13 protein-coding genes are annotated in these 12,708 nt (G+C 69.7%); 3 read left to right on the top strand and 10 right to left on the bottom strand.

Annotated elements, in window-relative coordinates; all coding sequences use genetic code 11:
- The 4 genes from tnpB to ACFVAV_RS32055 form a co-directional block, all read right to left on the bottom strand.
- A complete protein-coding gene (tnpB, locus tag ACFVAV_RS32070; protein WP_379039335.1) occupies positions 1–1,482 on the bottom strand; it encodes an IS607 family element RNA-guided endonuclease TnpB in 1,482 nt (493 codons plus the stop codon).
- A 407-nt stretch (positions 1,483–1,889) separates the two neighbouring features.
- On the bottom strand, positions 1,890–3,173 hold the full coding sequence (locus ACFVAV_RS32065; RefSeq protein ID WP_379039334.1) for a regulatory protein RecX: 1,284 nt from the start codon (positions 3,171–3,173) through the stop codon (positions 1,890–1,892).
- Between the two features lie 4 nt (positions 3,174–3,177).
- On the bottom strand, positions 3,178–4,215 hold the full coding sequence (gene recA / locus ACFVAV_RS32060) for a recombinase RecA (protein ID WP_189024126.1): 1,038 nt from the start codon (positions 4,213–4,215) through the stop codon (positions 3,178–3,180).
- A gap of 169 nt (positions 4,216–4,384) precedes the next feature.
- Positions 4,385–4,834, bottom strand: a complete 450-nt coding sequence (locus tag ACFVAV_RS32055) for a nuclear transport factor 2 family protein (RefSeq protein WP_379039333.1) — start codon at positions 4,832–4,834, stop codon at positions 4,385–4,387.
- A 128-nt stretch (positions 4,835–4,962) separates the two neighbouring features.
- Between ACFVAV_RS32055 and ACFVAV_RS32050 the strand changes: the two genes are divergently transcribed.
- A complete protein-coding gene (locus ACFVAV_RS32050; RefSeq protein ID WP_379039332.1) occupies positions 4,963–5,478 on the top strand; it encodes a CGNR zinc finger domain-containing protein in 516 nt (171 codons plus the stop codon).
- A gap of 19 nt (positions 5,479–5,497) precedes the next feature.
- On the opposite strand, the gene ACFVAV_RS32045 is transcribed toward ACFVAV_RS32050, so the two are convergent.
- The 5 genes from ACFVAV_RS32045 to ACFVAV_RS32025 all read right to left on the bottom strand — a co-directional run bounded on the left by ACFVAV_RS32045 (position 5,498) and on the right by ACFVAV_RS32025 (position 9,183).
- The gene (locus ACFVAV_RS32045) at positions 5,498–6,736 is read right to left on the bottom strand and encodes a phosphotransferase (RefSeq protein WP_379039331.1); all 1,239 of its coding nucleotides are present in this window, start codon (positions 6,734–6,736) and stop codon (positions 5,498–5,500) included.
- Positions 6,737–6,743: 7 nt separating this feature from the next.
- On the bottom strand, positions 6,744–6,935 hold the full coding sequence (locus ACFVAV_RS32040; protein WP_189024134.1) for a DUF3046 domain-containing protein: 192 nt from the start codon (positions 6,933–6,935) through the stop codon (positions 6,744–6,746).
- Positions 6,936–7,004: 69 nt separating this feature from the next.
- Entirely contained in the window at positions 7,005–8,156 is a 1,152-nt protein-coding gene (locus ACFVAV_RS32035) for a glycosyltransferase (RefSeq protein ID WP_379039330.1), read from the bottom strand.
- 113 nt (positions 8,157–8,269) lie between these two features.
- A complete protein-coding gene (locus tag ACFVAV_RS32030; RefSeq protein WP_379039329.1) occupies positions 8,270–8,980 on the bottom strand; it encodes a PIG-L deacetylase family protein in 711 nt (236 codons plus the stop codon).
- A gap of 26 nt (positions 8,981–9,006) precedes the next feature.
- Positions 9,007–9,183, bottom strand: coding sequence for a hypothetical protein (locus ACFVAV_RS32025; RefSeq protein ID WP_379039328.1), 177 nt, complete (start codon positions 9,181–9,183; stop codon positions 9,007–9,009).
- Between the two features lie 173 nt (positions 9,184–9,356).
- Here ACFVAV_RS32025 and ACFVAV_RS32020 point away from each other — a divergent pair, with 173 nt between their 5' ends.
- Positions 9,357–10,052: a maleylpyruvate isomerase family mycothiol-dependent enzyme gene (locus tag ACFVAV_RS32020; protein ID WP_379039327.1), complete on the top strand. Its 696-nt coding sequence runs from the start codon at positions 9,357–9,359 to the stop codon at positions 10,050–10,052.
- A gap of 86 nt (positions 10,053–10,138) precedes the next feature.
- Positions 10,139–11,626: a carboxylesterase/lipase family protein gene (locus ACFVAV_RS32015; protein ID WP_379039326.1), complete on the top strand. Its 1,488-nt coding sequence runs from the start codon at positions 10,139–10,141 to the stop codon at positions 11,624–11,626.
- Between the two features lie 59 nt (positions 11,627–11,685).
- On the opposite strand, the gene ACFVAV_RS32010 is transcribed toward ACFVAV_RS32015, so the two are convergent.
- Positions 11,686–12,540: a hypothetical protein gene (locus tag ACFVAV_RS32010; protein WP_379039325.1), complete on the bottom strand. Its 855-nt coding sequence runs from the start codon at positions 12,538–12,540 to the stop codon at positions 11,686–11,688.
- Positions 12,541–12,708: the final 168 nt, after the last annotated feature.

Genomic DNA, 12,708 nt, shown 5'->3' with positions numbered 1-12,708 from the left:
TCAGGCAGCCCCTCCTTGCGAAGAGGCAGTCCCCGTCCGACCCACCAACCCGCGGCGGTGCGGGGTAGACGTTTCAACGCCTCCTGCCTGTCCCACCCATTCGGTGGGACAGGTCTTCCGGTTGGCTCCACGTCCTTCTCCAGCCGTAACGCTGGCGGCCGGGCTACTCCCGGTACCGGTCCCCGTTACATCACCGAAATCGGTGGTGTCGCCGAGGCGAGCGAGGTTGATCGCCGCGTTGGTATCCCGATCGATCGGCGGGCAACCATTGCGGCAGTGGTAAACACGGTCGCGCAACGCAAGCTTGGTTATCGCCTGACAACGCGAACACGTTCGAGTGGAAGGAAACCAGCGGTCTGAGGTGACGAGCCTGGTCTGGTTCCAGCTGGTTTTATAACCGAGCAGGGCGGCTATCCGGCCGAGCGCGGCGTCACCGATCGCACGGTTCAGCCCGCGCTTGTATGCACCGCCACCGCGGCCCATACCCGTCACGTTGAGGTCTTCGACCACGATAACGTCGTGGTTGCGAGCAAGTCTGGTGGTGGCGGTGTGTAGTTCGTTGCGGCGGATGTTCGCCACGCGGGCATGGGTTTTCGCGATCCGAGCTTGAGTCCGAAGCCACCGCCGCGATGGGTCGTGGCGGGTTTGCGACACCGGATTCCAACGACCCTGCTGCCGGGCGGCCTTGCGTTGCAACACCCGCAGTGTCATCTGTGCGGCGGTGAGTGGTTTCGGTGCCGACACCCGCTCGATCTCGGCACTATCTGGCGCCGCGACCACCAACAGGTCCTTGACCCCGACGTCGATTCCCACGATCGGATACGCGGACTGGACCCTGCGCGCGGACCGCTGCTTACCTTCCACAATCACCCCGAATGCGCAATACCAGCGGCCGCCCTCGCATTTGACAGTAGCTGACAGAATCCGCGCGGTTCCCGCCTCGATCCGTCGCGCCAGTTTACGGGTGGATTCGTGAGTGTGGATCGAACCGAGTACCGGCAGGACGACATGATGTCGATCAGGGGCCACTCGGATCGCGCCGGTCGTGAACCTGACCGAGTTCACCGCGCGATGCTTGGACTTGAAACGAGGGAACCCGACCTTGCCGCCCGCCCGCTGCCCTGTACGCGATGTGGACCAAGCGTCCAAACCTCGGGCAAGGCCGTCCAGTCCACTACTGTAAGCCTCTTTCGAGTTCTGCGCCCACCACGGAGCGACGGCACCCTTTCGGGAATTCCATGGTTTACGCAACGCCACAAGACTCCATCCCAATGCGGGAGTCAACTCGTTCTCGGGCACACCGTAGGAGCGTTCCGCGGCCCGCTGGGCGGTGACTGCTTTCACCAGCGCCAGCATGTGATTGTGAGCGAACCTCGCTGCCCCGCAATGGGAGCGAATTGCACGTCCCTGGGCCGGAGTGGGATCCAACGCGAACCGATACGCCTGGGCGGTCCAGCCGTCGGGCACCTGAAACCTAGCCATGTCGATCTACCTCGCCCCGGCAGAATCGGGATCGGGATCGAATGCCTGACCGCAATAAGCGATCACGACGACGCACACCCCCGCCACTTCATCCCCCAGGTCCATGCATTCGTTGACAGATACTCACATTCACGCATGTTTCGCCGAGCATTTTGCTACTATCCCCGCCTGGGGTGAAGCCTGCCGTCCCCACACCCGCATCGGCGGATCTATACACCGAATTCGCCTGCGAGAAGCCCTGTTTCACCGCCACGGTCATCCTACGCCTCGCGAGCAACCGCCGCGGCAATTCGGTTCTCATCGCGCCACCCGATACCTCCCATCACCTCGCCCGTCACGCCTCGGTCGCTGTGACGCGTCACCGGTCCGGAATCACTTGACGTGCACTACCGCGCTTCTCATTGCGCTCATCTATCTGCCTGCGACAGTTCGGTTTTCACCACTGCAAAGGCGGTGGTTGGGCTGTACCCGCGGCGGGCGAGCATGTCGACAAGGCGGCGGGTGGCTTTAGCCCGGTCGAGGTCGGCGGGCATGGCGCGGAGTTTGCGGCGGACCAGGTCGATGGCGGTCTGATCGTCGCCGGGGACCGGCCTACGGGGAGATCGGCTGGTCGTCGTCTCCGACTCCGGTGTGTCGGCGGTCGACTCGTCGACGGTGTCCGCCGAGGTCGTCGCTTCCGCAGTCGCGTGATATCGGCCCGCGCTGCGCGGCGCGGCCGGGGCGCGGTCGAAGCCTGCCTCGTCGAGGGCGGCGGTGACGACGGCGAAGGCGGTGGACTGGTCGTAGCCGCGGCGGGCGAGCATGCCGACAAGGCGGCGGACCGCCTTGTCGCGGTCCAGGTCCCGGGGCAGAGTCTGGAGTTTGCGGCGGACCAGGTCGGTGGCGCGAGCGCGCTCGGCGTCGTCGGTGACGATGGCCAGGGCGTTCTCGGCGTCGGCGGGGGCGACGCCCTTGTCCCGAAGTTCGCGCTGCAGCGCCCGCTTTCCCCGGCCGGAGTACGTGTGGCGCTCGTGCACCCACTGTTCGGCGAAGGAGCTGTCGTCGATGAGGCCGACCTCGGTGAGCCGGTCGAGCGCGGCCTCGGTGACCTCGACCCGGAAACCCTTCTCCCCGAGGCGCTTCTCCAGCTCGGCGCGGCTGCGGGCGCGTACGGCCAGCAGATTCAGGCAGGCGTCTTTCGCCTGGTCGACGGTGGCCTTGGGACGGTCGCCCGGGGCGAGCCGGCGTGTGCCGGCTCGCCGGTCGGGCTCTCCCGGCTGGGATCCGGCCGCCACCGGATCCGCCTGTCGTCCGTTGTCACCACCGACGCCGGTCGACAGGGAGTCTGCGTCGCGCCGGGTGGACCTGCGTCCACGCCGGGCACGGCGGGGTCGCACCCCGCTCCCCCACTCTTCATGATCATCCCCAATCCGCGCAGCGGAATTGGGTGAATTGTCACCATCGGCGAATCCGGTCGGGTGCGCGCGCTGCGGATCGCCCGCACCCGACCGAATTCCCTGCGCGTCCGGATCGACTCGTTCGTCACGAGCCGATCGGACGAGTTCGGTGGCCGCGCCCCGCTCGCGCTCCGCCGCGGACGACGTCAGCGCGGGCGGCTCGACCTCGATGCCGAGGCGAGCCAGCTGCCGTCGCATGTCCTCGACCGGATCGGCCGAGTCGCGGGGTGCGCGGCCGGGGTTCGGCGTGCGCATCGGCTCAGAAGTCGGCAGGCGCGTCGGCCTCGGCGGTCAGGTCGGCGCCGATGCCCAGCTTCTCCTTGATCTTCTTCTCGATCTCGTCGCGCACATCGGTGTTCTCCAGCAGGAACTTGCGGGCGTTCTCCTTGCCCTGGCCCAGCTGGTCGCCCTCGTAGGTGTACCAGGAGCCGGACTTGCGGATGAAGCCGTGCTCGACGCCCATGTCGATGAGCGAGCCCTCCTTGGAGATGCCCTGGCCGTAGAGGATGTCAAACTCGGCCTGCTTGAACGGCGGGCTCACCTTGTTCTTGACGACCTTCACGCGGGTACGGTTGCCGACCGCGTCGCTGCCGTCCTTGAGGGTCTCGATGCGGCGCACATCCAGGCGCACGGAGGCGTAGAACTTCAGCGCCTTACCACCGGTGGTGGTCTCCGGCGAGCCGAACATGACGCCGATCTTCTCGCGCAGCTGGTTGATGAAGATGGCGGTGGTGCCCGAGGTGTTGAGCGCACCGGTCATCTTGCGCAGCGCCTGGCTCATCAGGCGGGCCTGCAGGCCGACGTGGCTGTCACCCATCTCGCCCTCGATCTCGGCGCGCGGCACCAGGGCGGCGACGGAGTCGATGACGATGATGTCGATGGCGCCGGAACGCACCAGCATGTCGGCGATCTCCAGCGCCTGCTCACCGGTGTCGGGCTGGGAGACCAGCAGCGCGTCGGTGTCGACACCCAGCTTGCGGGCGTAGTCGGGATCCAGGGCGTGCTCGGCGTCGATGAACGCGGCGACACCACCCGCGGCCTGGGCGTTGGCCACCGCGTGCAGCGCGACGGTGGTCTTACCCGAGGATTCCGGGCCGTAGATCTCGACGACGCGACCGCGCGGCAACCCGCCGATGCCGAGCGCGACGTCGAGCGCGATGGAGCCGGTCGGGATGACGGAGATGGGCTGGCGGGCCTCCTCGCCCAGGCGCATGACCGCACCCTTGCCGAAGCTCTTCTCCACCTGCGCCAGTGCCAGCTCCAGCGCTTTGTCGCGATCGTAGGCCTGCGGTGCCATGATGTGGTCCCCTTCTCGAGGTGAGTGTCTCTCTGGTTGGCGCCCACAGTAGAGGCCGGCACCGACAAGTTCTGGCGCCCAGATTAGTCGAACACCCATTCGAGTCAAGCGACGCGCCCAGCAACACGCGAGGACCCGCAAACCCGGCGCACATCCGCAGGCCCGCCGCCTACCGCTGCGGCAGCACCGAGTCGTCACCCTCGGCGCGCGGCCCGAAGATCCGCCGCTGCGATTCCTCGATGCGCACGTCGTTGATGCTGGCCTCACGCCGCGCCATCCGCCCGTCCGGCGCGAACTCCCACTGCTCGTTGCCGTAGCTGCGCCACCACTGCCCGGACTCGTCGTGCCACTCGTACTGGAAGCGCACCGCGATGTGGTTGTCATGGAAGGCCCACAGATCCTTGCGCAGGACGTAGCCGTTCTCGGCCGACCACTTGCGGGTGAGGAAGTCGACGATCGCGGCGTGGCCGGTGAAGAACTCGTCGCGGTTACGCCACACCGAATCCTCGGTGTACGCGGCGGCGACCCGCTCGGGATCGCGGGTGTTCCAGGCATTTTCGGCCGCGAGCACCTTGGCGCGCGCGGATTCGAGGTCGAAGGGTGGCAGTGGCGGTCGCACGGTGGAACCTCTCCCGGAATGATAACTACCTATTCAATGTTGACAGGTTAGACAGTAGGGCGACCGGGCAGCACCGTCAACCCGTGAAATCGCGACAGTGGTCAGGAGGCGAGTTGGTAACCTCAGGCATGCGCGATCCCCGTCCGCACACCGGCGAACCACCGGCTCTGGACCTGCTCAACACCCGATGGGCGGGCGCGACCCCGGGTGATCTGCTCACCGATCTCGACGGCCTGCGGCTGTGGCTCGAGCTCACCGGGCTCGCCGATCGCGTCCCCGTCGACGAGCACACGCTGACCGCGCTGCACGCGGCCCGCGATGCCGTCCACGCGGCCGTCACCACCGCCGACCACGCCGCCCTGAACCGGGTGCTCGACCACGGCCGCATCCGCCGCGAGCTCACCGACGACGGACCGCGCGACGACCCGGAGGTCACCGATCCAGCCTGGCTGCCCGGCTGGCTCGCCGCCGACAATCTGCTGCACCTCATCGCCGAGGCGCCGCACCGGATCCGCCAGTGCGCCCATCCCGACTGCGTGCTGTTCTTCTACGACACGTCCAAGAACGGCACCCGCCGCTGGCATTCCATGGCGACCTGCGGCAACCGCACCAAGGCCGCCCGACACTACGCCAAGAGCAGCTGAGCGCGATCCGCCTACGGCGTCAGAACAATTCGTCGAGCAGCCGGTAGTACTCGAGCTTCGCGCGATCGGGGCCGGTCAGTCCGTAGGCGGTGAAGAACGCCACCACCGCGTCGATGCCGAAGTCCTCGGCCAGATCGCGTTCGGCGAGGGCGAGATCGCGATAGCGATCGGCCACGCCCAGCGCTCCGACATCGATCAGCACGCCACCGGCCAGCACATTGCCCGGAGTGAAGTCGCCGTGCGCGACGACGAGATCCTCGTCGGAGGGGCGCTGCGCCAGCAGGTGCTCGTGGATCGCGGCGGGGGTGAGCTCGCGATGGTCGGCGTCGAAATCGGCGGTGTCGACGAAGCCTTCGACGACATTGCGCCGGGTCTGGGCGAGCGTCACGTCGAGGCGGCCGTCGAACGGGCAGTCGGTGACCGGCAGCGCGTGCAGCGCGCGCAGGGTCTGCCCCATCAGTGCGCCGACCTCGGCCGCGTCACCGGCGAGGTCGGTGAGCGACCGGGCTTCGGCGTCGGCGAGCACCAGGATGTCCTCGGCGAAGGCTGCCACCGCGGGTACCGCGATGCCCTTGTCGCGCAACCAGTTCAAGCGATCGTGCTCGGCGACGGCCCGTGGTCCGTGTTTGATCCAGTACCCGCCCGAGCGGACGAGATTGCCGCCGCGGCCTTCGTGCTCATCCGACCACGCGGGCACCGGCCCGAGCAGCTCAGCGATCTCGGGCGGCAGTGGCAGGGCCAGCTCTTCGAGGTGGTCGAGGGCCGCGCGGGTGGACTCGATGAGTTCGGAGTCGCCGTCGGCCACCCGCAACCGCATCGCCTCGTTGAGCAGTTCCCGCGCCTCCCGCGGGCGGTGCTGTTCGGCCAGCGATTTGCCCAGATGGTGGGCGGCGAAGGAGACGAGATCGGGGTCGAGATCGGGGTCGAGGGCGCGGCTGGCCTCGAGCGCACGCCGGTACAGGATCTCGGCGGGTGTGGGTTCACCCTGGTAGCGGTACACGTCGCCGAGATTGATCCAGACGGTGATCCGCCGCTGCTCGGTATCGGCCAGCTCCAGTGCCTGATCGAGCCGGTCCAGGGCCTCGTCGTGGCGGCCGAGCAGCATCAAGGCGATGCCGAGCCTGCGTAGCCCGCCGAAATCGTGGGGATCGGCGACCGCGACCCTGGCCGCGAGCGTCTCGGGGTCTACCGGGATCATCCGCAACCGCTCGTCGAACCGATATGGTCGGGTGTCCGGGTTCTGCGCTGTCACTGCCATGACCTGCTCACCATCGGGTTCGGGGAACATCGAAGTCGGCGCAGAGGGCGCGCCACACATCACGCGGATCGACACCGGATTCGATCGCGGCAGCGCCGGTCCGCCCGAGCGCCGGTATCACGTGATCGGCCAGCATGGCGTCGGCGCGCGCCACGCCGAACTCGGTGTGCATCAGCTCCTGGAATTCGGTCAACCGCACGAAGCCCAAGATACTCGCGCTCGGCGACACCCGACAGTGCCGCCGGAGGCGGGCGCCACCCGGCGGGCGCTACCGCTTCGCGGCGTCGTGACAGATATCGACCGGATCCTCGACCGCGGACAGCCCCGCGGCAGCCTCGCGGGCCGCGGCGGCGTAGGCCGGGTCGTCGAGCACCTGCCGCACCGCCGCACCGACCGCCTCGGGGGTCAGCGGGCGCACCAGCACCGAACTGCCCTGCCGCACCGCGCGATTAGCCAGTTCCCACTGGTCACCACCGCCGGGGACAGTCACCACCGGCACCCCGGCGGCCAGGGATTTGGCGAGCAGTCCGTGTCCGCCGCCGCCGACGACCACCGCGGCCTTGGTGAGCAGTTCGTCCTGGCGGCCCAAGCCGGCGGTCGCCCAGTCGGGCAGGTCGGCCGGTGGGGTGTCGAGCATCGAGATGGCCGCACGCACACCGAGTCCGGCCAAACCGGCCAGCACGGTCTCGGCCATAGCGGCCACCCCGGTATGCGCGGTCGAGGGCGCCACCATCACCAGGGGCGCCTCGCCCGGCGGCACCGGCAGGATCGCGTCGGTCGGTTCCCACAGCAGCGGCCCGACGACATGGGTGTCGGTGGGCCAGTCGGGACGGTCCAGCTCCAGCGCGGGCAGCGTGGCGACGAGCCGCGCGGTCGGACCCGGATCCTCGGCGGGCAGGCCGATGGTCTCGCGCGCGGCCGAGCGCTGCCGAGCGCCCACCCGGACCGCGCGCGCGGTCATCGTGCGCAGCACCCCGTCGCGCACCCGGCCGCGCACGCCCTCCCCCGGTGCGAGCCCACTGCCGATGGGCGGCAACGCTTTCGAGGGTAGATACAGCGGATGCGGCGACAGTTCCACCCAGGGCAGCATCAGCTTTTCGGCCGCCATCCCGCCGCCCGCAGTGAGCACGTCCGAGACGATCAGGTCCGGCAGCATCGCGCTCAGTTCGGGCAGGTTCTCGGTCGCGATGTGAGCGGCGCGCTCGTGGATCCGGGCGCCCGCGTCGGTGTCGTCGTCGGTGGGGCGTGGGGCCAGCCCTTTGAGCCTGCGCACGCTGATTCCGGCGGCTCTGGCCGCGTCCAGCCAGCGTGGACCGGTGAACAGCACCGGCTCGTCTCCCGCCTTCAGCAATCGCAGGCACAGCGCGATCGCGGGAAACGCATGCCCCGGATCGGGCCCGGCCACCACAGCTACTCGCATGCCGCCAGACTGCCATATCCCTCGGCATGGTCGGCCGCGCCGCCGCGGGGTCGGCGTGTGGTGGCCGTGCAATGGCGCCCAGCGCCGCTAGCTTGCGGCCGGGCGCACCGCGGTCACCAGGCGAAGGTGAACAGCTCGAAGCCGACCGCGTGTGCGGCGGGGAACCCCTCCTTGGGACCTGTTGCGCGCGCGATGATCTCGTCGACCTGCTGCTCGACCGGCACCGAGCTGAGCACCTGCAGATAGCGCCGGTGCGCGGACAGCGAAGCCCGCGCCTGCTCCAGGTGGGCGCCGACATCGACGGCGTGAGTCATGACCGGACCGACCACGGCGGCCCAGCGTGCCGACCACGGTGCCAGGTCGGCGATCTCGGGGAAGATCCACTCGTTGCCCGCGTCGGAGATGGCGTCCATCGCCGAGCGGCCCACCGCCCGGTGATCGGCGCTGTTGACGAACCCGGGCGCCCAGGTATCGCCGAAGTTGAACAGCACCACCATCTCCGGGCGGTGCCTGCGCAGCGCGGCGGCCAGTTCGCGCCGCAACGCGAGCCCCTCTTCGATCCGGCCGTCGGGATGGCCGAGGAATTCGACGGTGTGCACGCCGACTTCGCGAGCGCCCGCGATCTCCTCGACCTCACGCAACGGCCCGGCCTGCGCGGGCGGCATTCCCGCGATTCCCGCTTCACCGCGGGTGACCAGCAGATAGCGAATGTCCTTGCCCTGCGCGGTCCATCGCGCGACCGCGGCCGCCGCGCCGTATTCGATGTCGTCGGGATGCGCGACGATCACCAGTCCGCGCTGCCAGTCTTCAGGTACCTGATCCACCCGGCCCATGCTAAGCGCAGGCCGGATTACGGCTTGGCGAGCGGGGACTTGTCGTTCGACCCGGACACCGCCTTGTACAGCAGGTACAGGCCGGTACCGATCGCGGCGATCACCAGGACCGGCAACAGCGCCTTGATCAGCGCCCCGATGATCCAGAACGCGATCAATGCGACCACGACGATGCCGATGACTTTCCAGACCATGATGTGCTCCTCGCCAGTTCCGTGACCGCCCTCCGGCGATCCGACACCTTCGATGCTCCCACCCACGATCCGATAAATCACCAGGTCAACCCGGAAATCGGGGGCGATCTCAGGGTTCACCCCGAGACCGGATCATCGGATTGCACGCCTGCGGAGCGGCTACCGTGAGTGAGATGGACTACCTGGCTCTGCTGCGCGCGAAACTCACGTCCTTCGGTGAACTCGTCACGGCGGACTCCGACCTCGCCACGCCGGTCCCTTCCTGCGGCGACTGGACCCTCTACGACCTCGTCGACCATGTCGGCAGTGGCAACATGTGGGTCGTCACCGCGGTGACGGAGCTGCGCGGCGATTACGCGGGCGATCCCGCCCCGAAGGACACTGCGGCGCTCCGCGATTGGTACGAGACGACCGCCGACGCCCTGGTGACCACACTGTCGGCCGATCCGGATCGCGAGGCATGGACCTTCACCCGGACCATGCCGCGCACGGTCGGGTTCTGGCGCCGCAGACGCGCGCACGAGACGCTCATGCACCTGTGGGACGGCCGCAACGCGCTCGGTGCGGCCGAGCCGTTCGACCCCGAGATCGCGGTCGACGGCATCGACGAGGTCTTCGAGCTCTTCGCACCCCGGATGATCCACCGTGGCCTGGCGACCGCACCGGAGGTCGCCCTGCGCGTGCGCGCCACCGACGCCGACCGCAGCTGGACCTACGGTCCCGGTGAACCGGTCGCCGAGCTCGCCGGCACCGCCTCGGATCTGCTGCTCGCGCTCTGGGCGCGCAGGTCGGCGTCCGACCCCGCACTCGCCTGGACCGGCGACCGCGCCGCCGGCGAGCGGGTACTGGCCGGGCCACTGGTCCCGTAGCCGGGGCACCGTCCCGTCCGTCCGCCAAACGACTGACGGCGGCCCGGGCGCGCGCCCATAATCGGGGCATCAGCGAGGAGGAGTCCATGGAACCCATCGTCACGATCGCGAGCGGCGCGGTGCGCGGCCGGACCGAGGCGGGCGTCATCCGTTTTCTCGGGGTGCCCTACGCGGCGGCGCCGGTCGGCGCGAAACGTTTCCAGCTGCCCGAGCCCGCGCCCGCCTGGGAGGGCGTGCGGGAGGCGACGGAGATGGGCGGGACCTGCGCGCAGTCGCCGTATCCGGCGCCGATCCACGCGCTGATCGGCAGCGACGGCATCCCCGGCGACGAGTACCTCAACGCGAACGTATGGACGCCGGACCCGGCCGCGAGCGGGCTGCCGGTGCTGGTGTGGATCCACGGCGGGGCGTTCGTGCGCGGGTCGAACGCGCGCGCCATCTACGACGGCACGGCGTTCGCGCGCGACGGCGTGGTGCTGGTATCGATCAACTACCGGCTCGGGATCTCCGGGTTCGCCGCGCTCGACGGCGCCCCGCTCAATCGCGGCCTGCACGACCAGCTCTTCGCGCTGCGCTGGGTCCGCGACAATATCGCCGCCTTCGGTGGCGACCCGGACAATGTGACCATCTTCGGGGAGTCGGCCGGCGGGATGAGCGTGGCGGCGCTGATCGCCGCGCCGCAGTCGGCCGGGCTGTTCCGGCGGGCGATCATGCAGAGCGGCAACGGGTCGGTCGCCGCCGACGCGCAGGACGCACGGCGGGTGGCGGCCGCGCTGGCCGACGAACTCGGCATCGCGCCGACCGCGGCCGATTTCGGCACACTCGGCCCGGACGAGCTGCGTGCCGCGCAGAACGCGGTCGCACTCGCGATGATGACCGATCCGGACCCGCAGCGCTGGGGCGCCTCGGTGATCGGGCAGGGCATGGGCATCATGAGCCTGTTCCCGGTGCTCGACGACGACATCGTGCCCGGCGCGCCCACGGCGGTCCTGGCCGAGCATCCGGAGCGCGCGGTCCCGCTCATCGCGGGCACCACCGCCGACGAATTCCGCTTCTTCACCGTCCCGACCGGCATCACCGCCGCCGTCACCGCCGACACCCTGCCGTTCGTGCTCACCCGCTACGGCATCGATCCGGCTGTCGCGCAGACGTATACGGCCCAGCGGCCGGACGCCACGCCGGCCGAGATCTTCAATGCGATCCTCACCGACTGGTGCTTCCGCGCCGGCACCGTCGACTTCGCCGAGGCGAACGCGGCGGGCGCGCCGACCCATGTCTACGAATTCGCCTGGCCCACCGGTCTTCCCGGCTTGGGCGCCTGCCACGTGCTGGAGGTGCCGTTCGTCTTCGACGCCCTCGACGGGGCGCATTCGCTGACCGGACCGAACCCACCGCAGGCGCTGGCCGACGAGATCCACGCGGCCTGGGTGGCTTTCGCGACCGATGGCGACCCGGGCTGGGCACCCTTCGACAGCGCGGACAAGCGGGTACGGATCTTCGACATCCCGGAATCGTCGACCGTGGCGGATCCGCGCGCGGTCGAACTCGACGCGCTGCGCCAGACCATCGCCTGACACGAACCGGCCCCGCCACCGGAAGGCGTCGGGGCCGGAAGTCGTTGTGCGGCTGGGGCCTAGCGCGGCCGGTGGACGGAACCGTCGGCCAGATCGGCGAGGGCCTGGGCCCAGCCGTCGAGCCGGTCGGCGGCCTCGCGCAGGTCCGCGACGATGCCGTTGAACTGGTAGGCCACCACCGTGTCCTCGGGGACGGCGAGAATGCGCGCCGCCGCGGCGACGAGCTGTTCGTATTCCATGACGCCGGTCTCCAGCCGCGCGAGCACCCCGTTGACGGTGACTTTCAGCGCGGCGACGGTGTCGGGATTGGCGCGCCCGACGGTGTCGGCGGCCTGTTCCATCGCCATGATGTCGGTGGCCAGCGCGTGCAGGGCGGCCGCGCCGGAGCGGGCCGTCTCGAGCAGGTCGCGCAACTCGTCCTCGGGCAGGCGCCGGGTGCGGGCGATCTGGGCGCCCAGACCGTGCAGCGCGCGTTCGGCGCGGATCAACCGCTGGATCGGGCCACGGGCCACCGAGCGCAGACCGGGTGACTTGCGGGCGACGAACGCCGCCTGGGGCAGCGGCTGACCGCGCAATTGCAGATACCGGCGGGCACTCAGCGCGGTACCGGTCACGAAAGCGACAGCGCCGCCGCCGATCACGACGACCGCCCAGGCCGGGGCCGACACCACAGCCAGACCCACCGCACCGACCGTCGTGATGCCCGACGCGGTGCCGAGCTGGAAACTCCGCCTGCGGGCCCGGCGCCGGCGGCGCAGCTCCCGCTCCCGCGGATCGGCCCAGCGCCGCACGGCGACCATCGCCTGCTCGCCGACCTCCCGCAGGGTCGCGGGCACACCACCGGTCGCGGTGGGGCGCGTCAACGCCGCCGGATCGACGATCTCGGCCCGCTCGCGCCGTGTTCTCCCGCTCATGCCCTCATCCTTCCGCCGCACCGGCAAGCTCCGCAGCGCCCAGGTCTACCACCTACCCCTGACAAGCCCACAGCCACCGAACCAGCCCCGCACGACCCGAGCTCGAGGAGGGGCCGCCGCGCAGCGGCGGTTCGCGGCCGTCCCGTCGATCAGGCGCCGTTGCGTAGG

Origin of the sequence: Nocardia sp. NPDC057663 (assembly GCF_042799895.1) — a bacterium.
GTDB lineage: Bacteria > Actinomycetota > Actinomycetes > Mycobacteriales > Mycobacteriaceae > Nocardia.
Note: the sequence above shows the minus strand (reverse complement) of the source record. Positions and strands in the feature narration are given on the sequence as shown.